This is a genomic window from Pseudomonas sp. T8, from assembly GCF_024610635.1.
GTDB classification, from domain to species: Bacteria; Pseudomonadota; Gammaproteobacteria; order Pseudomonadales; family Pseudomonadaceae; genus Aquipseudomonas; species Aquipseudomonas chlororaphis_I.
The window spans coordinates 6,029,987-6,054,792 of record NZ_CP102374.1 but is presented as its reverse complement, the minus strand read 5'-3'; the positions used below and the strand labels follow the sequence as shown (position 1 = coordinate 6,054,792).

Below are 24,806 nucleotides of genomic sequence, written 5' to 3'. Positions count from 1 at the left end.
ATCAATCAAACTGCACAGCTCCAAAGCCCGCCACTAGACGACGGGCTCGGCTTGGAACCTTAAATCCCCTGCTCGACAAACGGAACGGTCAGGGCCAGCGCGGCATCCAGCGCAGCGGCATCGACACCACCGCCCTGCGCCATGTCCGGACGACCACCGCCCTTCCCGCCCACTGCCGCAGCGGCTTGCTTCATCAAATCACCGGCTTTGAGTTGGCCAGTCAGGTCCTTGGTTACGCCCGCAACCAGTACGACCTTTTCCTCATGGACACTGCCGAGCAGGATCACTGCGCGACCGAGTTTGTTTTTCAACTGATCGACCAGCGCCAACAGCGCCTTGCCGTCCTGACCGTCCAGGCGCGCCGCCAGCACTTTCGCGCCTTTGACATCCAGCGCCTGCGCCGACAGGTCGTCGCCAGCGGCACTAGCGGCCTTGGCCTGTAGCTGCTCGAGTTGTTTCTCCAGCAGGCGATTGCGCTCCAGCACGGCCGACAGCTTGTCGATCAGGTTGTCACGGCTGCCCTTGACCAGGGTCGCCGCTTCCTTGAGTTGCTCTTCCGCAGCGTTCAGGTACGCCAGTGCCGCGGCACCGGTGACTGCTTCGATACGACGTACGCCCGAGGCCACGCCGCCTTCGCTGATGATTTTCAGCAGGCCGATATCGCCGGTACGGTTGGCGTGGATACCGCCACACAGTTCGACGGAGAAGTCGCCGCCCATGCTCAGTACACGCACGCTGTCGCCGTACTTCTCGCCGAACAGCGCCATGGCGCCCTTCTGCTTGGCGGTGTCGATATCGGTTTCTTCGGTTTCCACCGCAGTGTTCTTGCGAATCTCGGCGTTGACGATGTCTTCCAGGGCCTTGATCTGCTCAGGCTTGATCGCTTCGAAATGGCTGAAGTCGAAACGCAGGCGCTGACTGTCGACCAGCGAGCCCTTCTGCTGCACATGCTCGCCCAATACCTGGCGCAGAGCGGCGTGCAGCAAGTGGGTAGCCGAGTGATTCAGCGAAGTGGCGTGACGCACTTCGGCATCGACCTGGGTTTGCACCGGAGCACCAACGGTCAGGCTGCCGCTGGCCAATACGCCGTGATGCAGGAAAGCACCGCCGGTCTTGGTGGTATCGCGCACGTCGAAACGCGCGCTGCCCGCTTGCAGGTAACCGCAGTCGCCGATCTGGCCGCCCGATTCAGCGTAGAAAGGCGTCTGGTCAAGAACAACGACGCCCTCTTCACCTTCGCTCAGCACGTCGACCGATTGCCCTTCCTTATAAAGAGCCACCACCTTGGCCGCACCGCTGGTGGCGTGATAACCGGTGAACTCGGTAGCCACATCGACCTTGACCAGGCTGTTGTAGTCCATGCCAAAGGAGCTTGCGGAACGAGCACGCACACGCTGGGCTTCCATCTCGCGCTCGAAACCTTCCTCGTCGAGAGTCAGCTCGCGCTCACGGGCGATGTCGCCGGTCAGGTCCATCGGGAAACCGTAGGTGTCGTAGAGTTTGAACACCACGTCGCCCGGAACCACAGTGCCTTTGAGTTCGGCCAGGTCCTGCTCGAGGATTTTCAGGCCCTGCTCCAGGGTCTTGGCGAACTGCTCTTCTTCGGCTTTCAGCACGCGCTCGATATGCGCCTGCTGGGATTTCAGTTCCGGGAAGGCTTCGCCCATTTCGGCGACCAACGCGGCCACGATTTGATAGAAGAAGCTGCCCTTGGCGCCCAGTTTGTTGCCGTGACGGCAAGCGCGGCGAATGATGCGACGCAGGACATAACCGCGACCTTCGTTGGAAGGCAGCACGCCGTCGGCGATCAGGAAGCCGCAGGAACGGATGTGATCGGCCACGACTTTCAGCGACGCCTGGGCGTCGTTGGTGCAACCGATGGCCTTGGCCGCCGCGTTCAGCAGGCTCTGGAACAGATCGATTTCATAGTTCGAGTGAACGTGTTGCAGTACCGCACTGATCCGCTCCAGGCCCATGCCGGTGTCCACCGACGGCGCTGGCAACGGATGCAACACGCCATCGGCGGTGCGGTTGAACTGCATGAAGACGTTGTTCCAGATCTCGATGTAACGGTCACCGTCCTCTTCCGGCGAGCCCGGTGGGCCGCCCCAGATATCGGCGCCGTGATCGTAGAAAATCTCGGTGCAAGGACCGCACGGGCCGGTATCGCCCATGGTCCAGAAGTTGTCGGAAGCGTATGGCGCGCCCTTGTTGTCGCCGATACGGACCATGCGCTCGGCCGGAACCCCGACTTCCTTGGTCCAGATGTCATAGGCCTCGTCATCGCTGGCGTAGACAGTGACCCAGAGCTTTTCTTTCGGCAGGTTCAGCCACTTGTCGGACGTCAGGAAAGTCCAGGCGAAGGTGATGGCGTCACGCTTGAAGTAATCGCCGAAGCTGAAGTTGCCCAGCATTTCGAAGAACGTGTGGTGGCGGGCGGTGTAACCGACGTTTTCCAGGTCGTTGTGCTTGCCGCCGGCGCGTACGCATTTCTGGCTGCTTACGGCGCGGGTATAGGCGCGCTTTTCCTGGCCCAGGAAGCAGTCCTTGAACTGGTTCATCCCCGCGTTGGTGAACAGCAGGGTTGGGTCGTTGCCCGGAATCAAAGAGCTGGAGGCTACACGGGTGTGGCCTTGCTCTTCGAAGAAGCGAAGGAAGGCTTCACGGATTTCTGCGCTTTTCATTAGGTTCTTCCACGGAGACTGCGGCCAAAGGCCTGTGCGAAACGTCATCAGACGAAACGACGGCAAAGGGCCGCATTATATCGGCCCTGAGCTTGGGGTACAGCGTGTTTATACGATAGAGACGGTCAATTGGACGGCTAACACTGTCAGTTGCGGGAAAAATCGATAAAAGTCCCGACGACTTGCTCGATTTGTGCACGACTGACGTCCATATGGGTGACCATCCGCAGCCGTGACGCGGCGCTCAGCCTGATCCCGCGCTCGCCGGCGAAGGCCTTGAGGGCCTCTGCCCTGTCACCCATCGCCACATAGACCATGTTGGTCTGCACCGGCTCGACCTCATAGCCCGCCTCACGCAGCCCCTCGGCCAGCAACCGGGCATTGGCATGGTCGTCGGCCAGGCGCGCTACATGCTGATCGAGCGCATACAGGCCCGCCGCGGCCAGGATCCCGGCCTGGCGCATGCCGCCCCCGACCATCTTGCGCAGGCGTCGGGCCTTGCCGATCAGCTCCGCCGAACCGCACAGCACCGAGCCCACCGGCGCGCCCAGCCCCTTGGACAGGCACACCGAGACCGAGTCGAAGTGCTGGGTAATCTCCCGTGCATCGACGCCCAGCTTGACCGCTGCGTTGTACAAGCGCGCGCCGTCCAGGTGCAAGGCCAGGCCATGCTCACGGGTGAAGGCCCGGGCCTGCGCCAGATAGCTCAACGGCAGCACCTTGCCCTGCATGGTGTTTTCCAGCGCCAGCAGGCGGGTACGGGCAAAGTGGAAATCGTCCGGCTTGATCGCCGCGGCGACCTGGGCCAGGTCCAGCGAGCCGTCGGCCTGGACTTCCAGCGGCTGGGGCTGGATCGAGCCCAGCACCGCCGCCCCGCCCCCCTCGTACTTATAGGTATGCGCCTGCTGGCCGACGATGTATTCGTCGCCACGCCCACAATGGCCCATCAAGCCCAGCAGGTTGCTCATGGTGCCGGTCGGCACGAACAACGCCTCGGCGAACCCGAGGCGCTGCGCCAGTTCGACTTCCAGGCGGTTGACCGTCGGATCTTCGCCGTAGACATCATCGCCCGTGGCCGCCGTGGCCATTGCCTCCAGCATCCCCGCCGTGGGTTGGGTAACAGTGTCACTACGAAGATCGATAACGCTCATGAATCAGGCCTCGGCAAGGGGACGCGGACGTCGCTGCGGATAAGGAAATTCTTTCGAACTGAATTACTACGGGCACAACCGCGATTTATCAAGGCCCGCCCAGGAAAAGCCCATCGATGGAGATGAAAACCCGATGCTTATCATCCAAAAGCTGCAATGCACTGCCGAAAAATATGTGTTACAAACTCACCGCCGCCGCAAAGCCCGGTGGCAACGTTCTCAGGGCGGGGTGTAATTCCCCACCGGCGGTAATTGCGCGCAATGCGCATAGCCCGCGAGCGCTTGGCGACAGGTACCGCTTCGGCGGCGAATGACGGCAAGGTCAGCAGACCCGGTGTGATCCCGGGGCCGACGGTCATAGTCCGGATGAAGAGAGAACGGGATTGGCGCCAAAGGGCCGTCCACAGACCTGCGCGCGACTGTTTGTGCGCCTGGCCGGTACGTACCCTTAAATCCCTTTCGATTCATAACGCCCTGTTTTTCACACAAACAGGAGTCAGAACAGATGCAACCCACCGCAATCGATAGCAAAAGCAAACAGCATCACGGTGAACGCGTGGCGTTTATCCAGGCCTGCTGGCACAAGGAAATCGTCGACCAGAGCCGCAAAGGTTTCGTCAGCGAAATGCTCGCCCAGGGTTATCAGGAAAGCGATATCGACTTCTTCGAAGTCGGCGGCGCCTTTGAAATTCCACTGCACGCCAAGCTGCTGGCCAAGTCCGGCCGGTATGCCGGCATCGTCGCCGCAGGCCTGGTGGTGGACGGCGGTATCTACCGCCACGAGTTCGTCGCCCAGTCGGTGATCAGCGGCCTGATGCAGGTCCAGCTGGAAACCGAAGTGCCCGTGTTCTCGGTGGTCTTGACCCCGCACCACTTCCACGCCGGCGAAGAACATCAGAAATTCTTCTTCGAGCATTTCGTGCACAAGGGCCAGGAAGCGGCGAAGACCTGCGCCGACACCCTGCACAAGACTCGCGCCCTGCGTCGCCCTGAGCAGCGGGTAGCGGTGTAAGCGTCAGACGCTGAAAGCAAAAATCGCGAGCCTGCTCGTTCCAGCAAGGATCGGGCTGGCTCGCGATGTTTTTTGTGGCCGCTGCCGCAGGCTGCGATAAGGCCCGCAGGGCCTTCTAATTAACCTCAAAGGCGGCGCCCGCTACGCGGTCGATCGCAGCCTTCGGCAGCAGCTACAGCTCAGGCCAGGCCGTCAGCCGTGGTCGGCACGATCAGGATCCCGGCACGCAGGCCGTTTTTCACCTTGGGGTTGGGGAAAATGATCCGCGCACCCTCCTCCTCGACTATCCAGCGGGTCTGGGCGATGTCGTCGGCCAGCAGGTAACCCACTTCCAGTTCGGAGAAATTCTCGATATCCGCCGGCAGATGCAGGTGGAAGGTATCGCTGTGCTTGATGATTTCCCGAGCGACGCTGAACAGCTGCAAGCCATCCAGCTTCTCCTCCGCCATGGGCGGTTCGCGGCCTTCGATGATCTGCTTCAGACGGGTTTCCAGACGCTCGACATTCACCCCCTGGTTCTGCCCGAACGGCCGTGCCTTACCCAGTTCCAGGGTGAAAGACTCGGCGTCCAGCTTGTCGTAGGTATAGGAGCTGAACACGATGGACGGCTTGTTCTGCAGCAGCACCGCCTCCATGCCCGCGGCCCGCAGGCGCACCAGCTCCCGGCGCGAGTGCTGGCGACCTTCCTTCCACGGATACAGGGCGAACTGTTCGATCTTCGAACCGCGGATCGCCGTGTGCAGGTCGTAGTGCAGGCGAGTACGGTCCGGCAGGCTGAAGAAACTCGCCGCCAGGCGCTCCAGCTCGCAGGCGCGCAAGGCTTCGTTGCCACTGCTTTGTTCGTGACGGCCGTTGAACAGCCGGTTGATGTCCTGCTCGATGAAACGCTCGCCGCGGCGCATGGCCTCGGGGTTGCCGAACAGAAACAGAATGCGTGCGCACGGCTTGAGGTCGCCGCGAGCGATGTCGTGCAACAGACGGTCGAGCAACTCGATCGGTGCCGTCTCGTTGCCGTGGATGCCGGCGGACAGCAGCAGGTCCATGCCATTGTCCCGCGCCTGGGGTGGCCGGACTTCCAGCGCACCTTCGCTCAGCCAGCGCATCCGCACGCCGTCGACAGTCAGTTGAGTCTTCTCCGCCGGTTCACGACCGGCGAGGGTCAGTTCAAGCAGTTTGCCGAGGGCGAGCATAGAACGTTATTCCTTAATGGTCGTGCTGGCAGTCAGGGCCATGCACGTGATCGTCGTCACCAGCGTCGGCCGGTTCCATTTCCAGTTGCAGACTTACCAGATTAGTCGCCAATGGACGCAGCAGCAGGTTGGCGTACTCTTCGTCGCCTTCCTCGACGTCCACGCCGATCAGCAGCTGGCCGCGGCCGTCCTGCTGGATCCACAGTTCCTTGCCTTGCCACATCACGGCAACGCGGGTGCAGGAAGTTTCCAGTTGAGTGCCGTCGGTGTCTTCAAGGATCAGCTGCAGGGTATCGCTCATTTATTACGCTCTCATCTGGAGGTAAAGCGGCGCGCCTGGATCAGCGGAAACAGGCGCGGGCTTTCAATTGATCTGGAATGGATAAACCGCGCCCAGTTTAAGGATTTGCGTCAGTTCATCCAGTGCCGTCCGGCACTCAAGCAGCAATTGCGGGTCCGCCAGATCGTTTTCGCTCAGGCGGTCGCGGTAGTGCTTGTCGACCCATTGGGTCAGCGTGTCGTACAACGGCGCGGTCATGATAACCCCTGGGTTGACCGCCGCCAGCTCGGTTTGATTGAGCGCGACCCGAAGCCGCAGGCACGCCGGGCCACCGCCGTTCTGCATGCTCTGCTTGAGGTCGAAGACTTTCACCTCGCGGATCAGGCCGCCGGAGCTGGTCAGGCCTTGCAGGTACTGCCAGACGCGCTCGTTGCCGCGGCACTCTTCCGGCACGATCAGCAGCATCGAGCCATCGGCGCGGGACAGCAACTGGCTGTTGAACAGGTAGGAGCGCACCGCGTCTTCCACCGTGACCTGCGAGCGCGGCACGCAGATCGACTGGAAGTTGCCGCCGCGCTTGCCCAGCTTGGCCTGCAGCTCGGCAAGCATCTTGTCGGTCTCGAGGAACGCGTCCTCGTGGTAGAACAGCACTTCGCCGTTACCCACCGCGATCACATCGTTATGGAACACGCCCTGGTCGATCACCGACGGGTTCTGCTGGGCATACACCACCCCGTCGTCGCTCAGGCCGTGCAGCCGGGCGACGGCCTGCGAGGCTTCCAGGGTCTGGCGCGCCGGGTACTTCTGCGGTGCCGGGTAGCGGGTATCGAAGGCACTGCGACCGAAGACGAAGAACTCGACACCGGCCTGGCCATAGTCGCGGCAGAAACGGGTGTGGTTGGCCGCGCCTTCATCGCCGAACTGCGCCACCGCCGGCAACGCCGCGTGATGGGCGAAGTGCTGCTGGTCGGCGAACATCGCCCCCAGTACACGACTGGTGGTCGGGTGCTCGATGCTGCGGTGATATTTGCAGTTCAGGTTGGCGGCGGTGAAATGCACGCGACCGTCAGCGGTGTCGGCGCTCGGGCTGACCGTGGCGGCGTTGGCCACCCACATGCTCGACGCCGAGCAACTGGCGACCAGCAGCGGCATCGCATCCTTGGCGGCGCGCTCGATGACCTGCGCATCGCTGCCGGCAAAACCCAACCGACGCAGGGCGGCCACGTCCGGGCGTTCCTGTGGCGCCAGCACGCCTTGCTGGAAACCCATTTCCATCAGCGCTTTCATTTTCGCCAGGCCCTGCAGCGCAGCTTCCTTGGGGTTGGAAGACTGCTGGCTGTTGCTCTGGGACGCGACGTTGCCGTAGGACAGGCCGCCGTAGTTATGGGTAGGCCCCACTAGACCGTCGAAATTGACTTCATAGGATTTCATCAGCGAGGCTCCACGAGAATCTGTTGTTATAGGCATCGGTATCAGTACATGTCTTGAGGCCGTCGGCGCCCGCTTCGCAGGCGATCGCAGCCTGCGGCAGCGGCTACAGGGTTACCACAACCACCGACGCCCCGCCGCTCTCTGTAGCCGCTTTGCAGGCTGCGAAGGTCGCAGGACCTTCCAGCAATCTGCAGCGCAACCCATCACACCAGGCGTACACCCGGCGTCAGCGCGCTCGGCAAGGTCAGGCTTGCGGTTTCCAGCGACGCCACCGGATACGCGCAGTAATCCGCGGCGTAATAGGCACTGGCGCGATGGTTGCCCGAGGCGCCCACGCCGCCGAACGGCGCGCTGCTCGCGGCACCGGTCAGTTGCTTGTTCCAGTTGACGATGCCGGCCCGGCTTTCCAGCCAGAACTGCTGGTAACGCGCCTCGGAATCCGACAGCAGGCCTGCTGCCAGACCGTATTGGGTGTCGTTGGCCTCGGCGATCGCCGCTTCGAAATCGGCGTAGCGAATCACTTGCAGCAAGGGGCCGAACAACTCTTCGTCCGGGCGCTCAGCCACGGCGGTCACGTCGAGAATGCCCGGGGTCAGCAGTGCGGCCTGATCCTGCGGCTGGGTCATTTCCAGCAACGCCACAGCGCCATTGGCCAACAGGTTTTCCTGGGCCTGCATCAACGCGCGGGCAGCGCCGAGGGAAATCACCGAGCCCATGAACGGCGCCGGCTGCTGGTCGAAGGCACCGACCTCGATGGTCGAGCTGACCGCTACCAGGCGCTCCAGCAACTGATCGCCCCAGGCACCTTGCGGCACCAGCAGGCGGCGCGCGCAGGTGCAACGCTGGCCGGCGGAAATGAAGGCCGACTGAATGATGGTGTAGACCGCCGCGTCCAGGTCCGCGACCTGATCCACCACCAGCGGGTTGTTACCGCCCATCTCCAGCGCGAGGATCTTGTCCGGACGGCCGGCGAACTGTTGGTGCAGGTGATTGCCGGTGCGGCTGGAGCCGGTGAAGAACAGACCGTCGATACCCGGGTTGGCGGCCAGGGCGATGCCGGTTTCCCGCGCGCCTTGCAGCAGGTTCAACACACCCGCCGGCAGGCCGGCTTCGATCCAGCATTTGACCGTCAGCTCGGCGACTTTCGGGGTCAGTTCGCTGGGTTTGAACAGCACGCTGTTACCTGCCAGCAGGGCAGGAACGATATGACCGTTAGGCAGATGGCCGGGGAAGTTGTAAGGGCCGAACACCGCCACCACGCCGTGGGGCTTGTGCCGCAGTACCGCGGTGGCGTCGCCCAGCGGGCCGCTCTTCTCGCCGGTACGCTCACGGTAGCTCTGCACCGAGATCGCGATCTTGTTGACCATGCTGGTCACTTCGGTGGCGGCTTCCCACAGCGGCTTGCCGGTTTCCTCACCGATGCAGCGGGCCAGTTCGTCGGCATGGCTTTTCAGGCTGGCGGCAAAGGCTTCCAGCACCGCGATCCGCTCGTCCAGCGAACGCCTGGCCCAGGCCGGGAATGCCTGGCGCGCGGCCTGCACCGCACTTTCAACCTGGGCGACGGTGGCGCCGTTGCCCGACCACAGCACCTGCTGGGTCACCGGATTCAACGACTCAAAGGCTTCGCCCTGGCCTGGCAGCCACTGGCCTGCGATGTACAGCGTGTTCATTATTTCGACTCCCGGGAAGCAGACAGCGCAACGGCACGGACCTGATCGCCCGCATTGAGTTGCAGGCGTTTGGCGGTCAGCGCATCAACCACCAGGGTGCCCGACGCAAAGCGCGCAGGTGCGGCGGTGATCCGGCAGTCCTCGCGCTTGCGGTTGTGAATCAGGAAAGGCGTGGCGTCGTCGCCCGGCGTGCCGATGGCCAGCACCAGCGCCTGGCTGTCGCGCACCGCGCGGATCTTGGCGGTTTCGCACTCCACTGCCGGGCCGGCGTCGAAGATGTCGACGTAACCCTGGTAGCTGAAGCCCTCGCTCTTGAGCATCGCCAGCGCCGGCTCGGTATCGGTGTGCACCTTGCCGATCACGTTGCGCGCGCCCTCGGAGAGGAAGCAGGTGTACAGCGGGAACTTCGGCATCAGCTCGGCGATGAACGCCTTGTTGCCCACGCCGGTCAGGTAGTCGGCCTGGCTGAATTCCATCTTGAAAAAGTGCCGGCCCAGGCTTTCCCAGAATGGCGAGCGCCCGGCTTCATCGGACATGCCGCGCATCTCGGCGATGATCTTGTTGCCGAACAGCTGCGGGAATTCGGCGATGAACAGCATGCGCGCCTTGGCCAGCATGCGGCCGTTGAGGCCGGTGCGGTAATCGGCGTGCAGGAACAGCGAACACAACTCGGAATTGCCGGTCAGGTCGTTGGCCAGGAACAGCGTCGGAATCTCGCGGTAGATGTTCAGCTCCTGGGAGGCGCTGACGGTCAGGCCGACCCGGAAGTTGTACCAGGGCTCGCGCAGGCCGACCGCGCCGGCAATCGCGGAAATCCCCACCACGCGGCCGTTGTCGTCCTCAAGCACGAACAGGTAATCCGCATCGCCCCGCTCGGCTTCGCCACGGAAGGTCTTTTCCGCCCAGCCCACGCGGTGCTTCAGGCGTTCTTCATTGGCCGGCAAGGTGGTAAGGCCGGTGCCGGTGCTGCGGGCCAGGTCGATCAGAGCGGGTAAGTCGCTGCTGCGTACGGGACGAACGATCATGCTATCTCCTCAGACGGGCGCCGCTGACGGCCCCCGCGAAACTCGCTTAAGGCGTTAAACCGCCACCAGGCGCACGCTGGCACCTTCGCCGACGCCCAGGGCTTCGGCCGCTTGCAGATCCAGGGTCACCGGTTTGCCCGGCGCGTAATCCAGCTCCAGCATCACCGCGCGGTAATCCTGCAACTGCGCGTTGGCGACCAGGTACTGGCGTCCGCCGCCCTTGGCGACCTCACCGATCTTCACCGGCACCACGCGGCTCTGGGCGATCGAACGAATCCCCGAGACCCGGGCATGCAGGGTCGGGCCACCGTCGAAGATGTCGATGTAATGATCGGTCTCGAAGCCTTCGCGCATCAGGATGTCAAAGGTGATCTGCGCCCGCGGATGCACCTGGCCCATGGCTTCCTGCGCGGCATCCGGCAGCAGCGGCACATAGATCGGGTAATGCGGCATCAGCTCGGCGAGGAAGGTACGGCTTTTCAGCCCGCACAGACGCTCGGCGGCGGCGTAGTTGAGGTCGAAGAAGTTACGGCCGATGGCGTCCCAGAACGGCGAGTCGCCGTTCTCGTCGCTGTAGCCGACGATCTCGGTCACCACCGAATCGGCGAAACGCTCCGGGTGGCTGGCGACGAACAGCAGGCGACCGCGGGAATTGAGTTCCGACCACGGCGAACCCACCAGCTCCGGGACCACATAGAAGCTGGTCAGCAGGCTGTTGCCGGTCAGGTCATGGCACTGGGAAAGCACGTGGATCTTGTTGTGGATCTTCAGCTCGCGGGAGGCATGCACGAAGGTCTCGTTACGGAAGCTGTAGAACGGCTCGGAGTAACCGGCCGAAGCAACGATGGCCGAGCAACCGACCAGCTTGCCGGTTTCGGTGTCCTCGAGAACGAAGAAGTAGCTCTCCTCGCCATTGAAGCTCACCTCGGCGGCGAACGAAGCCTCGCTTGCCGCGATCTTGTCGCTCAGGCGTTCCACGTCATCCGGCAAGGAAGTGACACCAATCGGGCTGTCCGCAGCCAGACGCTGTACCTCGCCCAGATCAGCCATTTGCGCGGGGCGCATCACCAGCATGGTGTCACTCCTTACTCGAAACAGGCCGGCCAGGAGGCCGACTCAGGGAAAAAAATGCCGGGACAGCCCGGCACCGAAAATGGGGCTCGACGCTGGCCCTGAAGACAAGCGCCGAGGAGTACCGCGGCCCGAATCAGGCCTGGGTCAGCTTGGCTACCGCGCGCTCGAAGCGCTGCAGACCTTCTTCGATGTCCGCCTCTTCGACCACCAGGCTCGGGGCGAAACGCACCACGTCCGGACCGGCCTGGAGGATCATCAGGTTTTCTTTTTCAGCGGCGTTGAACACGTCCTTGGCCTTGCCTTTCCAGGCATCGCTGAGCACGCAACCGAGCAGCAGGCCCAGGCCACGCACTTCGGTGAACAGGCCGTACTTCTCGCCGATCTGCTGCAGACGGGTCTTGAAGCGATCGTGCTTGGCCTTCACACCGTTCAACACTTCGGGCGTATTGATCACGTCGATCACCGCGCCGGCCACCGCGCATGCCAGCGGGTTGCCACCGTAGGTGGTGCCGTGGGTACCGACCATCAGGTGCTTGGCCAGCGCTTCGGTGGTCAGCATCGCGGCGATCGGGAAACCGCCGCCCAGGCTCTTGGCGCTGGTCAGGATGTCCGGGGTCACGCCGTAGTGCATATAGGCGAACAGCTCGCCGCTGCGGCCCATGCCGGTCTGCACTTCGTCGAACACCAGCAGCGCGTTGTGCGCGTCGCACAGCTCGCGGGCGCCTTGCAGGTAAGCCTTCTCGGCTGGCAACACACCGCCTTCGCCCTGGATCGGCTCCAGTACCACCGCGCAGGTCTTGTCCGAAATCGCCGCTTTCAATGCCGCCAGATCGTTGTAGGGAACGTGGGTGATACCGGTAATTTTAGGACCGAAGCCGTCGGAGTACTTCGACTGGCCGCCCACGTTCACGGTGAACAGGGTGCGACCGTGGAAGCTGTTGAGAGCCGCGATGATTTCGTATTTTTCCGCGCCGAAACGGTCGAAAGCGACACGACGGGCCAGCTTGAAGGCGGCCTCGTTGGCTTCGGCGCCGGAGTTACAGAAGAACGCACGCTCGGCAAAGGTGGCGTCGACCAGCTTGTGGGCCAGGCGCAGGGCCGGCTCGTTAGTGAAGACGTTGGATACATGCCACAGCTTGTTGGCTTGCTCGGTCAGAGCAGCGACCAGCGCCGGATGGGCGTGGCCCAGTACGTTGACCGCGATTCCGCCGGCAAAGTCGATCAGCTCTCGGCCCGACTGATCCCAGACTCGGGAACCCGCGCCACGCACAGGAATGAAAGCTGCAGGTGCATAGTTGGGAACCATGACCTGATCGAAATCGGCGCGTTGCACCGGAGCTTGCTCAACGGACATCGGAGTCTCCTGAAGAGGAACGCCTGCCTGAAACTGGCGAGCGATGGGGGGATTGTAAGGACAGTTTTCTGCCCGACCTTGTCGCCAAGCGACAACTTCTTATAGCGCCAACCCCGGTTTTACGCGGGTTTACGGCAATGCGACAAATAGCGTCGCAAAGGCGCAGTTTAAACTGCTGGAGGCTTTAACGGCAGGATTGTCCAACGATTTGCGCCACACATTAAGGCGCCATCGCGAGCAAGCTTCGCTCCTACAGAAGAATGCATTCCGTGCAGGAGCGAAGCTTGCTCGCAATAAAAGTCTGACAGACAAAACGAAGAGGCGGATCAACCGCGCTCGGAAGGCACCGAAGACAGTTCGAACGGGCTGCTGCTACGCCGCTGGTTGCGGTCTTCCCGCGGTGTGGCGCCGAAGAAGTTGCGGTAGGCACTGGAGAAATGCGGCCCCGAGGAGAAACCGCAGGACAGGCCGATCTGGATGATCGACTTGCTGGTCTGCATCAGCATCTGCCGCGCCTTGTTCAGGCGCAGCTCCAGGTAATACTGGCTCGGCACACGATTGAGGTATTGCTTGAAGATCCGCTCCAGCTGCCGACGCGAGACGCACACATGCTGGGCAATCTCGTCGGTGGTCAGCGGCTCCTCGATATTGGCTTCCATCAGCAGCACCGCCTGGGTCAGCTTCGGGTGGCTGGAACCCAGGCGGTTCTGCAACGGAATGCGCTGGCGCTCGCCACCTTCGCGGATACGCTCGACCACCAACTCTTCCGAGACCGCGCCGGCCAATTCCGCGCCGTGGTCACGGGCCAGCACCGCCAGCAACAGATCCAGCACCGACATTCCGCCACAGGCTGTCAGGCGATCGCGATCCCAATCGAACAGATGGCTGGTGGCGATGACCTTGGGGAAGCGCTCGGCAAAATCGTCCTGCCAGCGCCAGTGCACCGCAGCCCGATAACCATCGAGCAAACCCAGCTGTGCCAAGGGATACACACCGGCAGACAAACCACCGATCACACAGCCGGCGCGCACCAGTTGCTTGAGCGCGCTGCTCAGGGCCGGCGCCAGGGTGGCAGGCGGCTCATCGGCCAGCAGGAACAGTTTCTGGCAGCCTTCGAGCTTGCCCGACCAAGGTTCGCCCGGCAGTTGCCAGGCGCCGTCGGCCGGCGCCTCGGCCTGCAGGAAGGCCAGTTCGTAGACCACTTCCGGATGCACGCGCTGAGCGACACGCAAGGCCTCCTCGGCCAGCGCCAGCGTCAAGGCTTTAGTGCTGGGCCAAATCAGGAAACCAATTCGATGGGCAGTCATGGCGGGCAATCCGAAACGAAAACAGTGTTAGAGGCCAAAGGCGGCTGCAACCAAATTAGACCATCTGGCGCGCGGTGCGCAGCATGACCTAATTTGGTGCATTACGGGAGTGATTTACTTCAGGCTGCCCGAGAGGAATTGTTGCAAACGTTCCGATTGCGGATTGACCAGCACTTCGCGCGGGTTGCCGCTTTCTTCCACCAGGCCCTTGTGCAGGAATATCAGCTGGTTCGAGACTTCACGGGCAAAGCCCATTTCGTGGGTCACCACCACCATGGTCCGGCCTTCCTGGGCCAGGGCCTGCATCACTTTCAGCACGTCGCCCACCAGCTCGGGGTCGAGCGCCGAAGTCGGCTCGTCGAACAGCATGACCTCAGGCTCCATCGCCAGCGCACGGGCGATCGCCACGCGCTGCTGCTCGCCACCGGACATATGGCCCGGGTAGGCATCCTTGCGATGCGCCACGCCGACCTTGGCCAGGTAGTGCTCGGCCTTTGCACGGGCTTCGGCCTTGGGTACGCCGAGCACATGCACCGGCGCTTCCATGATGTTTTCGATGGCGGTCATGTGCGACCACAGGTTGAAGTGCTGGAACACCATCGACAGGCGCGAACGCATGCGTTGCAGCTGTTTTGGATCCGCCGCCTTCAGCGCGCCGTCCTTGTTCGCCACCAGCTTCAACTCTTCGTTGTTCAGCAGGATCTTGCCGGCGTGCGGCTGCTCCAGCAGGTTGATGCAACGCAGGAAGGTGGATTTGCCGGAGCCACTGGAGCCGATGATGCTGATCACATCGCCAGCCGCCGCTTTCAGGGACACGCCCTTGAGCACTTCGTGACTGCCATAGCGTTTATGCAGGTCTTGGACTTCAAGTTTGTACATGCTGTCGGTTCTCACAAAAGCAGTCAGTCGTTGAGCAAGCGCCCGTGCCGCAGCGCTTCGCGCCCCGCCACCTTGGCCAGCCAGAAACCGGGTTGGGCGTAACGCAGCCGCTCAACGGCGAACAACACGCCGCTGGTGCCAGCACACAGGGTGCTGACCCGATCGGATAAGGGATCAATCACTTCAAAAATCGGCTCGCCCTTCTCCACCCAGCTACCGGCCGGACGCAGAAAACTCACCACGCCGGGATGCGGCGCAAACAACAATTCGGTGCCCTCGAAAGGCATGGCCTCGCACGCCTCATGCTGCGGCGCCGGCCACTCACCCGCAATCAGCCCCTGCTCGGCGAGGAACGCCAGGATGCCTTCGGCGTGCGCCTCGGCTTGCGGGCGACCGGTGTCGGCCTGGCCGCCCAGCTCGAGAGTGGTCGCCAGGCAGGCCAGTGGAATCTGCGCCTGCGGGAACTGGCGCGACAGGCGCAGCCAGGGCAGCGAACAGGCTTCGTCGAACGAGCTGCCGCCGGAATCTTCCGCCAGCAGGCCGACCCGCACACTCAGATGAGCCGCCAGGGAACGCCATTGCGGCCAATGCTGCGGCAAGGCGTACATATGCAGCGCCGCTTCCGCATCGCAGTGCAGGTCCAGCACCACATCCGCGGTGCAGGCGTGGCTCAGGAGAATGCGCTGCATGCCTTGCAGCTGGCTCGACGGCGCTGGCAGTTCGGCCAGCACATCGCTCATGGCCTGGCGAATCATCTGGATATTGGCGTGCGGATCATCCCCCAGGCACCCATCCAGACGGGCCGCGACCGGCGCGCTCAGCTCGACGAAATCGCGGTTGAAGTTCTTGCCGCTGCCAGCCTCGAACCGCCCCTGGTGATTGCCTTGCAACAGCTGCCCCAAGCCCATCGGGTTGGCCACCGGCACCAGTTCGATCACGCCATTCAGCGCACCCTGGGCCTCCAGTTCGACCAGGCGCTTTTTCAGCTCCCAGGCGGTGCGCATCCCAGGCAGTTCGTCCGCATGCAGGCTGGCCTGGATATAGGCCTTGCGCTCGCCGCGGCCGAAACGGAACACCGAGATCTGCCGCTCGCTGCCCAGGTGGCTCCACGGCAACGCGTGGTCAATGCGTTCCATATCAGTGCTTCCGCGGCGCCAGGTAGCGCAGCCAGCGGCCTTCGGCCAGCTTGAACAGGCGCACCAGGATAAAGGTCAGGCACAGGTAGAACACACCGGCGGTGATGTAGGCCTCGAATGGCAGGTAGTACTGCGCGTTGACCGTACGAGCCGCACCGGTGATGTCGATCAGGGTCACGATGGAGGCCAGACTGGTGGTCTGCAGCATCATGATCACTTCGTTGCTGTACTGCGGCAGCGCCCGACGCAGGGCCGAGGGCAGCAGGATGCGGGCATACATCTTGTAGCGCGACATGCCCATGGCCTTGGCCGCCTCGATCTCGCCGTTCGGCGTGGCCTTGAGGCTGCCGGCGATGATTTCCGCGGTATAGGCGCTGGTGTTGATGGCGAACGCCAGGCACGCACAGAAGGTCGCGCTGGACAGCCACGGCCAGAGGAAGCTTTTGCGCACCACATCGAACTGCGCCAGGCCGTAGTAGATCAGGAACAGTTGCACCAGCATCGGCGTGCCGCGGATCACATAGGTGTAGAGCCAGGCGCTGAGGTTGACGATCGGCTGCTTGGACACCCGCATCAGCCCCAGGGGCAGCGCCACCAGCAGACCGAAGAACAGCGACAGGGCCAAGAGTTTCAGGGTGGTCAGCAAGCCACTGAAATACAGTGGCAAGGCCTCATAGATGACGTTGTAGTCGAAGATCATAGATCAGCCGCCCTTACGCCTACCGAGTAGCGCTTCTCAAGGTGACGCAATGCCAGCAACGAGACACTGGTGATCACCAGGTACATCGCCGCCACCGCGAGGAAGAAGGTGAAAGGCTCGCGGGTGGCGTCAGCCGCCTGCTTGGCCTTGAACATCATGTCTTGCAGGCCCACCACCGAAATCAGCGCGGTGGCCTTGGTCAGTACCAGCCAGTTGTTGGTGAAGCCTGGAATCGCCAGGCGGATCATCTGCGGCACCAGCACCCGGAAGAACACCTGGAAGCTGTTCATGCCGTAGGCCATGCCCGCTTCCGCCTGCCCCTTGGGGATCGCCATGAAGGCACCGCGGAAGGTTTCCGACAGGTAGGCACCGAAGATGAAGCCCAGGGTGCCGATACCGGCGGCCAGCGGGTTCAGGTCGATGTAGTCGTCGTAACCCAGCATCGGCGCGACACGGTTGAGCAGGTCCTGGCCGCCATAGAAGATCAGCAGGATCAGCACCAGGTCGGGAATCCCGCGGATCACCGTGGAATACAGGTCGCCCAGCCACGCCAGCCAGCGCACCGGCGAGAGGCGCAGCGCGACCCCGATCAGACCCAGAACGATGGCCAGGGCCATGGACGACAAGGCAAGCTGAAGCGTCAGCCAAGCGCCATCGAGGATGACAGCCCCGTAGCCTTTCAACATGATTCAGGTCCTCGAAAATTGGGATGAAAAAATGGCGCAAACTTCAGAGATTCTGCTGCTTGCGCCATCTCGGACTTGCTGACTCGACGATTTACTGGCCGTAAATGTCGAAATCGAAGTACTTGTCCTGGATTTGCTTGTACTTGCCGTTCTCGCGAATGGCAGCGATCGCACCGGTGATCTTGTCTTTCAGCGCATCGCCCTTGCGTACGGCGATACCCACGCCGTCGCCGAAGTATTTGGTGTCGGTGAACGCCGGGCCGACGAACGCGAAGCCTTTGCCGGCGTCGGTTTTCAGGAAGCCGTCGTTCAACAGGGTAGCGTCCGCCACGGTGCCATCGAGGCGACCGGCCGCGACGTCCAGGTAGATCTCGTTCTGCGAGCCGTATGGCTTGATCTCGGCACCCAGCGGAGCCAGTACTTCACGGGCGAAACGCTCGTGGATCGAACCGCGCTGCACGCCGATGTTCTTGCCCTTGAGCTCGGCCAGGCCGTCGCTGACCTGGGTGCCGGCCTTCATGACCAGGCGCGCAGGGGTGTTGTAGTACTTGCCGGTGAAGTCCACGGACTTCTTGCGGTCGTCGGTGATCGACATGGACGACAGGATCGCATCGATCTTGCGCACCTTGAGTGCAGGGATCAGACCGTCGAACTCCTGCTCGACCCACACGCACTTGACCTTCATTTCTTCGCACAAGGCGTTGCCGATGTCGTAGTCGAAACCAACGATGCTGCCATCCGGAGCCTTGGAGGCGAATGGAGGGTAAGCCGCTTCGATACCAATTTTCAGAGGCTTTTCATCGGCGAATGTCGGCAGGGAAAGTACGGTGGACAGTGCCAGGGCGCCAAGAAGCACGAGTTTCTTCATCTTAGGACTCCATCGGTAAAGGGCGAAAACGGCAGAGTGAGCGACAGCCCAATATGCGAATGGGTGGAACCTGATAGCGGTGCTGCGTCCTTGAGGACCTGGCCATGAACCCCATGCGGGTTTCCGGCAGGCTACGACGAGCGAGTGATCGGCATTCTAACGACAGGCCCGAAGCCGATATTTCCTCAATGCGACAACAAATTACAGAAGCACTGAGAAACCAGGTCGAGCACATTGACAGCTCTTCAAGTTTATGCAAGAGCAAAAGACGATAAACCTATCTACGTTGCAAATTGCGGGCCTATTATTCGCAAAGCCTTCTATTCCGGCAAGCGCAGCGTTATGACTTATTTTTTACAGGCCCCGAAAAGGCCCTGAAACGGGGCCTGGCGTTTCTCATTGCCCCGAATCCGGGCAGCGGGTTACACATTCCCTGCTGCCGGTAACATTCAGATACGCCTGATGGACATGCCGATATTTATTCGATCGAAAAGCCGCTGCCTGTAGCCGCTGCCGCAGGCTGCGATAAGGCCGAAGGGCCTTTCAGGGCCTTCAAGAGCGTGTCTCCTGTGGAGCCGATCGCAGCCTGCGGCAGCGGCTACAGGAGGCGGCAGTAACACCCATAAAAAAGCCCCGCCCGGCACAAGGCCGGGCGGGGCTTTCACTGAGACCGATTCGTCTTAGGCGACGTTCATGGTCTTGTGGGTATCGACCAGATGCTGCACCACGCCCGGGTCGGCCAGGGTGGAAATATCCCCCAGGCTGTCGTATTCCGCGGTGGCGATCTTGCGCAGGATACGGCGCATGATCTTCCCGGAACGGGTCTTCGGCAGCCCCGGCGCCCACTGGATGACATCCGGCGAGGCGATCGGACCGATCTCCTTGCGCACCCAGTTCTTCAGCTCCAGGCGCAGTGCTTCGCTTGGTTCTTCGCCACCGTTGAGGGTGACGTAGACATAAATGCCCTGCCCCTTGATGTCGTGGGGCACACCGACCACCGCCGCTTCGGCGACTTTCGGGTGCGCGACCATGGCGCTTTCGATCTCGGCAGTCCCCATGCGGTGGCCGGAGACGTTGAGCACGTCGTCCACCCGCCCGGTGATCCACCAGTAGCCGTCTTCATCGCGACGGGCACCGTCACCGGTGAAGTACATGCCACGGAAGGTCTTGAAGTAGGTATCGACGAAACGATCGTGGTCGCCATACAGGGTGCGCGCCTGGCCTGGCCACGAATCGAGGATCACCAGGTTGCCTTCGGCGGCGCCCTCGATGATGTTGCCCAGGTTGTCCACCAGCGCCGGCACCACACCAAAGAACGGACGAGCCGCCGAACCCGGCTTGAGGGCATGGGCGCCCGGCAGCGGGCTCATCAGGGTCGCGCCGGTCTCGGTCTGCCACCAGGTATCGACGATCGGGCAACGGGATTGACCGACGTTCTTGTAGTACCAGTCCCAGGCTTCCGGGTTGATCGGCTCACCCACCGAACCCAGCAGGCGCAGGCTGCTGCCATCGGCGCCTTCGCAGGCGGCGCTACCCGAGGCCATCATGGCGCGGATCGCGGTCGGCGCGGTGTAGAGGATATTGACCTTGTGCTTGTCGACGATCTTCGCCACGCGGGTCACGTCCGGGTAGTTCGGCACGCCCTCGAACAGCACGGTGGTCGCGCCATTGGCCAGCGGGCCATAGACGATATAGGTATGGCCGGTGACCCAGCCGACGTCGGCGGTGCACCAGTAGATTTCCCCCGGACGGTAATCGAACACGCGCTCGTGGGTCAGGGCCGCATACAGCAGGTAGCCGCCAGTGGTGTGCTGCACGCCTTTGGGCTTACCGGTGGAACCGGAGGTATAAAGGATGAACAGCGCTTCCTCGGCGCCCATTTCTTTTGGTGCGCAGACGGTACCGGCCACCTTCATCAAGTCTTCGTACCAGATGTCGCGATGCTGGTTCCACTTGATCTGGCCATTGGTGCGCTTGCACACGATGACCTTCTGGATGCTGCTGGTTTCCGGGTTGGTCAGCGCGTCGTCGACATTGGCCTTGAGCGGAATCTTCTTGCCCGCGCGGATGCCTTCGTCAGCAGTGATCACCACCTTGGACTTGCAGTCGATGATGCGGCCGGCCAGTGCTTCCGGCGAGAAGCCGCCGAACACCACCGAGTGAATCGCACCGATCCGGGTACAGGCCAGCATGGCGACCACGGCCTCGGGGATCATCGGCATATAGATAGTCACCACGTCGCCGCGGTGCACGTCCTGGCCACGCAGGGCGTTGGCGAACTTGCAGACTTGTTCGTGCAGTTCGCGGTAGGTGATGTTGCGGCTTTCGGAAGGATCGTCGCCCTCCCAAATGATCGCGATCTGATCGCCGCGCTCGGCCAGGTGGCGATCCAGGCAGTTGTAGGAAACGTTGAGGGTGCCGTCGGCAAACCACTTGATATCGACATGGTGATCGTCGAAGGAGGTCTGCTTCACCGTGGTGAAAGGCTTGATCCAGTCGAGGCGCTTGGCTTGTTCGCGCCAGAAGCCGTCCGGGTTGACGACCGACTGCTGGTACATGGCCTTGTAGGTCGCCTCGTCAGTCAGCGTGTTGGCCGCAACCTCGGGACGAACGGGATACAGAGAAGCCGCACTCATCTTTCTTACCTCGGTGACATAGTTGTTGTTGTATGACCCCGTTGTAGCCGGGGCGGGCCTATAGAACCATTCGACGATGGTAGTAACAACCCCCGGCCAATCCCCCTGAAAAGTGCTTTAGCCCTTCTATTACGGTACTTGCAGCAGCTTCTGCGGCAAGTAGCGGACCGCTGCCAGGCCACTGGGGGGCGTTTTTGCCGGGATTGTTACAAAAACCGTCAATAGTGTTTATCAAAAGCACGCCTGTATAGCACCTACTCAGGCGCCTAAAATCAACCTCGCCAACAAGGCAATGTGATTAACCAAGTTACAGCCCCCACGAAGGCAGTTAATCCAGACTTCCACTCAAGTTCCACACGCAGCCCCACAAAGGCTGCGTGACCCCACACGACCTTAGAAAGGTGAAATCAAAATGAAAGCTTTATTAGTTCTGGCCCTCAGCAGTCTTTGCGCTACAGCAATGGCCGACGAGATCCCGACTGATGTCGCCAGCCAGCAACCGCCCGTAGAGGAATACTCTTACTCGTCCGACCTGGACATCGCCAAAGTTATCTCCATGAGCGAAGTTCCAGATGTATGCGAAGTTGTACCCGCGCGTATGGAATATGAAGACTCGAAAGGCCTGCGGCATATTCTGCAATACCGCGTCATGGGTAATGGCTGCTCTAACGGCTGATATTCAAGTTGCTCTTCAAGTTCCAATAAGTGCCGGCCGCAAGAGCTCTTTCTTGCGGCAAAGATGGCCAGATGCACAACTGAAACCAGACGTGTTGCAAGCCATCGCCCAACGCAGTGCGACCACGGCCTTCGCACTCCCTTTTCTCATCTGTCGAGCCAGCTTGCGGGGAGCGTTTTTGTATCGCTCCGAGGGGCTTGATGGAGGTCCGCAAATGCTTTCTCGAGCGTCAGGAGCGACCTCTGATGGCAAGCCGGGACAATAGTGTTTCAAAGGTCAAAAATTGACCATCCAACACAAGATGTAGTGGCAAAAGAGTTTTTTTGCTTATTTTTTGAGCAGAAAAATCACTCGACAATTTTCAGCAGAAATTGAACACAATCCTGTCTACCAAAGCCCCTACCCTTCCCTGTAAGTCGCGTCCTACGGGGCTTGCAGAGCATCGCGCAAAATCTTCAACGCCTGCGATCAACTCGAGGCGGCAAAAACACGCCAAACGGGGTGAAAAAAAATCTTCGCCGGCCAAAGCCTTGTAAACCCTCGCTCCGCCGCGATAACGCCCCTCGCCGGCCGAATCGTGAGCCACTTCGTCGCACCACAGCGGCAAAAAAGTCCCTATAATGCGGCCTTAAAACGGGCCTGCAATATTCCCTTACAGGGATAAACAGCCAATCCGAAGCCAGCGCAGAAATCGACCCGGTCCTCTGTGCCCATAACCGCCTCGGAACTCCCGTACATATTTTTGTTTATTGCCTGCGTTAGCTGCTGCAACAAACGATTCCTTAAGATCCAACGCGGCCAGTTCGGCCGTGTGAAAAGCCAACCATCAGTTTTCACACGGGCATCTGGCCCTCACGCAGGAGACGACACGTCATGCTGAGCTGGGACGAATTCGACAAAGAAGAAGGCGAAGTCGCCGTTAAAGGCGCCAACGCCGGCCACGCTGCCGAAGCTGCCATGGACAAACTCGACAGCGCCGGTGGTGCCGCCGCTCTCGAAGCCCGCGCCGTAACCGCCAACGATTCTGCTGCCGTTGCCCGTGCCAAGGCCTCTCTGGACCAGCTCGACATCGCCGAAGGCCTGGCCGAGTTGGAAGGTGCTTCCGCCCGTGTCGCCGTCGATGAAAAGCGCATGATCAACTGCCGCGCCGACCTCAACCAGCTCGTGCCATTCAAATATGACTGGGCCTGGCAGAAGTACCTGGACGGTTGCGCAAACCACTGGATGCCGCAAGAAGTCAACATGACCGCCGACATCGCCCTCTGGAAAAACCCGGAAGGCCTGACCGACGACGAGCGCCGCATCGTGATGCGCAACCTGGGCTTCTTCTCCACCGCCGACTCCCTGGTTGCCAACAACCTGGTGCTGGCCGTGTACCGCCTGATCACCAACCCGGAATGCCGCCAGTACATCCTGCGCCAGGCGTTCGAAGAGGCGATCCACACCCACGCCTACCAGTACTGCATCGAATCGCTGGCCATGGATGAAGGCGAGATCTTCAACATGTACCACGAGATTCCATCGGTCGCGAAGAAAGCGGCCTGGGGCCTGAAGTACACCCGTTCGATCTCCGATCCGAAGTTCGAAACCGGCACCGTCGACACCGACAAAGAGCTGCTGCGCAACCTGATCGCCTACTACTGCGTTCTGGAAGGCATCTTCTTCTACTGCGGCTTCACCCAGATCCTGTCCATGGGCCGCCGCAACAAAATGACCGGCGTCGCCGAGCAGTTCCAGTACATCCTGCGCGACGAATCCATGCACCTGAACTTCGGTATCGACGTGATCAACCAGATCAAGATCGAAAACCCGCACCTGTGGGATGCCGAGATGAAGGAAGAAGCCACCCAGATGATCCTCCAGGGCACCCAACTGGAAATCGAATACGCTCGCGACACCATGCCGCGCGGCGTACTGGGCATGAACGCGGCGATGATGGAGGACTACCTCAAGTTCATCGCCAACCGTCGCCTGTCGCAGATCGGCCTGAAAGAAGAATACCCAGGCACCACCAACCCGTTCCCATGGATGAGCGAAATCATGGACTTGAAGAAAGAGAAGAACTTCTTCGAGACTCGGGTGATCGAGTATCAGACTGGCGGCGCGCTGAGCTGGGATTGATTCCTGGCACCCGCCCTGTGCCGATCTTGATCTGAATCGGCACAACGAAAGATAAAAAAGCCCTGACTTGCTCAGGGCTTTTTTATTGAGGGTCCGACTCCCCCGCTTCCAGGCCAATCATCCGGCCCGGATCGATATCTGCTCAATCGGCAGAAGCCAGGACTCCACGAATCTCCTGTTTCACCGCCTCGAAATCCGCCGCCGCGCGGGGATCGTCCAGCAGCCGAGCTGCCAACACCGCGGCGCTTATCTTTCCGCCCTCCAGGTCGCTGGGGAAATGCACACCGGCGATAACCCGGCTGTCGGCATTGATCTGTGCGCGGCTGAACAGCTCGCTGCGTTTCTCCGGCAGCGCCATGCTCAACAAGGTGGCATTGAGATATCCATTCATCGAGTGACCGCTGGGGTAGGAATCACCCTCGGGTGGCGGCAATACCGGCTTCACCAGTGCCGAGGCTTCGTATGGGCGCGGCCGACCATAGCTGTGCTTGGCCGGCATCAGGAACTGCACCAGGTCTTCCTGGGCCCGCCGGAAGAAGGCACGGGTCAGGGGCAGGCGCTCGATGCTGAAACCGGCGCCGAGGGATTCCCTGGCGAAGTGGAACACGCTGTCCTCCCATTCATCATCCTGCTGGACCTGGCTCACCTGCGCCCTGCTGCGCGCCGCCTGGGCCGCCAGCACCGCTTTCAAATCACTGTGCTGCAGCGACGAATCGACGGCAGGTGGTGGCGGCAGGTAGTCGGCCAGCTGGAACTGATTCGCCGGCAGATAAGGCAAGGCCGCCTGCTCCGCCAGGACGATCCCCGCGCCGGACAGGGCCAGAAAAAACAGCAATGAACGCGTCAGAACAGGCATATCAAGGTCCTCGTTATTGTGAGGAGAAAAGCCGTTTGGCTTGTTCCCACCGGACCTTCACTCATGAGGC

The 24,806-nt window shown here is 61.5% G+C and carries 20 protein-coding genes and 1 riboswitch; of the genes, 3 read left to right on the top strand and 17 right to left on the bottom strand.

The window, feature by feature from the left end:
• Window positions 1-59 precede the first annotated feature (59 nt).
• Both alaS and ltaE read right to left on the bottom strand, forming a co-directional pair.
• Window positions 60-2,684 (bottom strand): alanine--tRNA ligase, encoded by a 2,625-nt coding sequence (gene alaS / locus NRG23_RS27580; RefSeq protein ID WP_016702530.1) that lies wholly within the window; start codon window positions 2,682-2,684, stop codon window positions 60-62.
• Window positions 2,685-2,830: 146 nt separating this feature from the next.
• Complete coding sequence (gene ltaE / locus NRG23_RS27575; RefSeq protein WP_257373021.1) at window positions 2,831-3,835, bottom strand: low-specificity L-threonine aldolase; 1,005 nt, start codon at window positions 3,833-3,835, stop codon at window positions 2,831-2,833.
• Window positions 3,836-4,046: 211 nt separating this feature from the next.
• Window positions 4,047-4,218, top strand: a riboswitch (FMN riboswitch).
• Between the two features lie 122 nt (window positions 4,219-4,340).
• Here ltaE and NRG23_RS27570 point away from each other — a divergent pair.
• Window positions 4,341-4,847 carry a 6,7-dimethyl-8-ribityllumazine synthase gene (locus tag NRG23_RS27570; protein WP_007921563.1) on the top strand — a complete coding sequence of 169 codons (507 nt, stop codon included), beginning with the start codon at window positions 4,341-4,343 and terminating at the stop codon, window positions 4,845-4,847.
• Between the two features lie 179 nt (window positions 4,848-5,026).
• Here the strand turns inward: NRG23_RS27570 and astE are convergent, their stop codons facing one another.
• The 14 genes from astE to acs form a co-directional block, all read right to left on the bottom strand.
• Window positions 5,027-6,037 carry a succinylglutamate desuccinylase gene (gene astE / locus NRG23_RS27565; RefSeq protein ID WP_016702532.1) on the bottom strand — a complete coding sequence of 337 codons (1,011 nt, stop codon included), beginning with the start codon at window positions 6,035-6,037 and terminating at the stop codon, window positions 5,027-5,029.
• 13 nt (window positions 6,038-6,050) lie between these two features.
• Entirely contained in the window at window positions 6,051-6,338 is a 288-nt protein-coding gene (locus NRG23_RS27560) for a hypothetical protein (protein ID WP_007921560.1), read from the bottom strand.
• Window positions 6,339-6,401: 63 nt separating this feature from the next.
• The gene (gene astB / locus NRG23_RS27555; protein WP_257373020.1) at window positions 6,402-7,748 is read right to left on the bottom strand and encodes an N-succinylarginine dihydrolase; all 1,347 of its coding nucleotides are present in this window, start codon (window positions 7,746-7,748) and stop codon (window positions 6,402-6,404) included.
• Window positions 7,749-7,951: 203 nt separating this feature from the next.
• Window positions 7,952-9,421 (bottom strand): succinylglutamate-semialdehyde dehydrogenase, encoded by a 1,470-nt coding sequence (astD, locus tag NRG23_RS27550; protein ID WP_164485535.1) that lies wholly within the window; start codon window positions 9,419-9,421, stop codon window positions 7,952-7,954.
• Window positions 9,418-10,443 carry an arginine N-succinyltransferase gene (gene astA, locus NRG23_RS27545; RefSeq protein WP_007921553.1) on the bottom strand — a complete coding sequence of 342 codons (1,026 nt, stop codon included), beginning with the start codon at window positions 10,441-10,443 and terminating at the stop codon, window positions 9,418-9,420. Before astA ends, astD begins: the two co-directional genes overlap by 4 nt.
• A 54-nt stretch (window positions 10,444-10,497) precedes the next feature.
• Complete coding sequence (gene aruF / locus NRG23_RS27540) at window positions 10,498-11,517, bottom strand: arginine/ornithine succinyltransferase subunit alpha (RefSeq protein WP_007921551.1); 1,020 nt, start codon at window positions 11,515-11,517, stop codon at window positions 10,498-10,500.
• Between the two features lie 133 nt (window positions 11,518-11,650).
• Entirely contained in the window at window positions 11,651-12,871 is a 1,221-nt protein-coding gene (locus tag NRG23_RS27535) for an aspartate aminotransferase family protein (RefSeq protein WP_257373018.1), read from the bottom strand.
• A gap of 326 nt (window positions 12,872-13,197) precedes the next feature.
• Window positions 13,198-14,178: a transcriptional regulator ArgR gene (gene argR, locus NRG23_RS27530; protein WP_009045160.1), complete on the bottom strand. Its 981-nt coding sequence runs from the start codon at window positions 14,176-14,178 to the stop codon at window positions 13,198-13,200.
• 114 nt (window positions 14,179-14,292) lie between these two features.
• A complete protein-coding gene (locus NRG23_RS27525) occupies window positions 14,293-15,057 on the bottom strand; it encodes an ABC transporter ATP-binding protein (RefSeq protein ID WP_009045161.1) in 765 nt (254 codons plus the stop codon).
• A 23-nt stretch (window positions 15,058-15,080) separates the two neighbouring features.
• Window positions 15,081-16,193, bottom strand: a complete 1,113-nt coding sequence (locus NRG23_RS27520) for a succinylglutamate desuccinylase/aspartoacylase family protein (RefSeq protein WP_257373015.1) — start codon at window positions 16,191-16,193, stop codon at window positions 15,081-15,083.
• 1 nt (window position 16,194) lies between these two features.
• Window positions 16,195-16,893: an ABC transporter permease gene (locus tag NRG23_RS27515; RefSeq protein ID WP_009050328.1), complete on the bottom strand. Its 699-nt coding sequence runs from the start codon at window positions 16,891-16,893 to the stop codon at window positions 16,195-16,197.
• Window positions 16,890-17,579, bottom strand: coding sequence for an ABC transporter permease (locus tag NRG23_RS27510; protein ID WP_007921541.1), 690 nt, complete (start codon window positions 17,577-17,579; stop codon window positions 16,890-16,892). Before NRG23_RS27510 ends, NRG23_RS27515 begins: the two co-directional genes overlap by 4 nt.
• 91 nt (window positions 17,580-17,670) lie before the next feature.
• Complete coding sequence (locus NRG23_RS27505) at window positions 17,671-18,447, bottom strand: ABC transporter substrate-binding protein (RefSeq protein WP_257373013.1); 777 nt, start codon at window positions 18,445-18,447, stop codon at window positions 17,671-17,673.
• Window positions 18,448-19,127: 680 nt separating this feature from the next.
• Window positions 19,128-21,083 (bottom strand): acetate--CoA ligase, encoded by a 1,956-nt coding sequence (acs, locus tag NRG23_RS27500; protein WP_009050330.1) that lies wholly within the window; start codon window positions 21,081-21,083, stop codon window positions 19,128-19,130.
• A gap of 412 nt (window positions 21,084-21,495) precedes the next feature.
• On the opposite strand from acs, the gene NRG23_RS27495 reads away from it, so the two are divergent.
• On the top strand, window positions 21,496-21,759 hold the full coding sequence (locus NRG23_RS27495) for a DUF2790 domain-containing protein (protein WP_038634332.1): 264 nt from the start codon (window positions 21,496-21,498) through the stop codon (window positions 21,757-21,759).
• 873 nt (window positions 21,760-22,632) lie between these two features.
• A complete protein-coding gene (locus NRG23_RS27490) occupies window positions 22,633-23,880 on the top strand; it encodes a ribonucleotide-diphosphate reductase subunit beta (protein WP_009050332.1) in 1,248 nt (415 codons plus the stop codon).
• Between the two features lie 142 nt (window positions 23,881-24,022).
• Here NRG23_RS27490 and NRG23_RS27485 read toward each other — a convergent pair whose 3' ends face one another.
• Entirely contained in the window at window positions 24,023-24,736 is a 714-nt protein-coding gene (locus tag NRG23_RS27485; RefSeq protein ID WP_038576690.1) for a phosphatase PAP2 family protein, read from the bottom strand.
• Between the last annotated feature and the right edge of the window lie 70 nt (window positions 24,737-24,806).

Excerpts from the sequence above, each read along its gene's own strand:
- ltaE (WP_257373021.1), bottom strand. The coding sequence starts at position 3,835 with ATGAGCGTTATCGATCTTCGTAGTGACACTGTTACCCAACCCACGGCG.
- NRG23_RS27505 (WP_257373013.1), bottom strand. The coding sequence starts at position 18,447 with ATGAAGAAACTCGTGCTTCTTGGCGCCCTGGCACTGTCCACCGTACTT.
- astB (WP_257373020.1), bottom strand. The coding sequence starts at position 7,748 with ATGAAATCCTATGAAGTCAATTTCGACGGTCTAGTGGGGCCTACCCAT.
- NRG23_RS27510 (WP_007921541.1), bottom strand. The coding sequence starts at position 17,579 with ATGTTGAAAGGCTACGGGGCTGTCATCCTCGATGGCGCTTGGCTGACG.
- NRG23_RS27495 (WP_038634332.1), top strand. The coding sequence starts at position 21,496 with ATGAAAGCTTTATTAGTTCTGGCCCTCAGCAGTCTTTGCGCTACAGCA.
- aruF (WP_007921551.1), bottom strand. The coding sequence starts at position 11,517 with ATGCTGGTGATGCGCCCCGCGCAAATGGCTGATCTGGGCGAGGTACAG.
- NRG23_RS27525 (WP_009045161.1), bottom strand. The coding sequence starts at position 15,057 with ATGTACAAACTTGAAGTCCAAGACCTGCATAAACGCTATGGCAGTCAC.
- NRG23_RS27520 (WP_257373015.1), bottom strand. The coding sequence starts at position 16,193 with ATGGAACGCATTGACCACGCGTTGCCGTGGAGCCACCTGGGCAGCGAG.
- acs (WP_009050330.1), bottom strand. The coding sequence starts at position 21,083 with ATGAGTGCGGCTTCTCTGTATCCCGTTCGTCCCGAGGTTGCGGCCAAC.
- NRG23_RS27570 (WP_007921563.1), top strand. The coding sequence starts at position 4,341 with ATGCAACCCACCGCAATCGATAGCAAAAGCAAACAGCATCACGGTGAA.
- NRG23_RS27535 (WP_257373018.1), bottom strand. The coding sequence starts at position 12,871 with ATGTCCGTTGAGCAAGCTCCGGTGCAACGCGCCGATTTCGATCAGGTC.
- alaS (WP_016702530.1), bottom strand. The coding sequence starts at position 2,684 with ATGAAAAGCGCAGAAATCCGTGAAGCCTTCCTTCGCTTCTTCGAAGAG.
- NRG23_RS27485 (WP_038576690.1), bottom strand. The coding sequence starts at position 24,736 with ATGCCTGTTCTGACGCGTTCATTGCTGTTTTTTCTGGCCCTGTCCGGC.
- NRG23_RS27515 (WP_009050328.1), bottom strand. The coding sequence starts at position 16,893 with ATGATCTTCGACTACAACGTCATCTATGAGGCCTTGCCACTGTATTTC.
- NRG23_RS27490 (WP_009050332.1), top strand. The coding sequence starts at position 22,633 with ATGCTGAGCTGGGACGAATTCGACAAAGAAGAAGGCGAAGTCGCCGTT.
- NRG23_RS27560 (WP_007921560.1), bottom strand. The coding sequence starts at position 6,338 with ATGAGCGATACCCTGCAGCTGATCCTTGAAGACACCGACGGCACTCAA.
- astE (WP_016702532.1), bottom strand. The coding sequence starts at position 6,037 with ATGCTCGCCCTCGGCAAACTGCTTGAACTGACCCTCGCCGGTCGTGAA.
- astA (WP_007921553.1), bottom strand. The coding sequence starts at position 10,443 with ATGATCGTTCGTCCCGTACGCAGCAGCGACTTACCCGCTCTGATCGAC.
- argR (WP_009045160.1), bottom strand. The coding sequence starts at position 14,178 with ATGACTGCCCATCGAATTGGTTTCCTGATTTGGCCCAGCACTAAAGCC.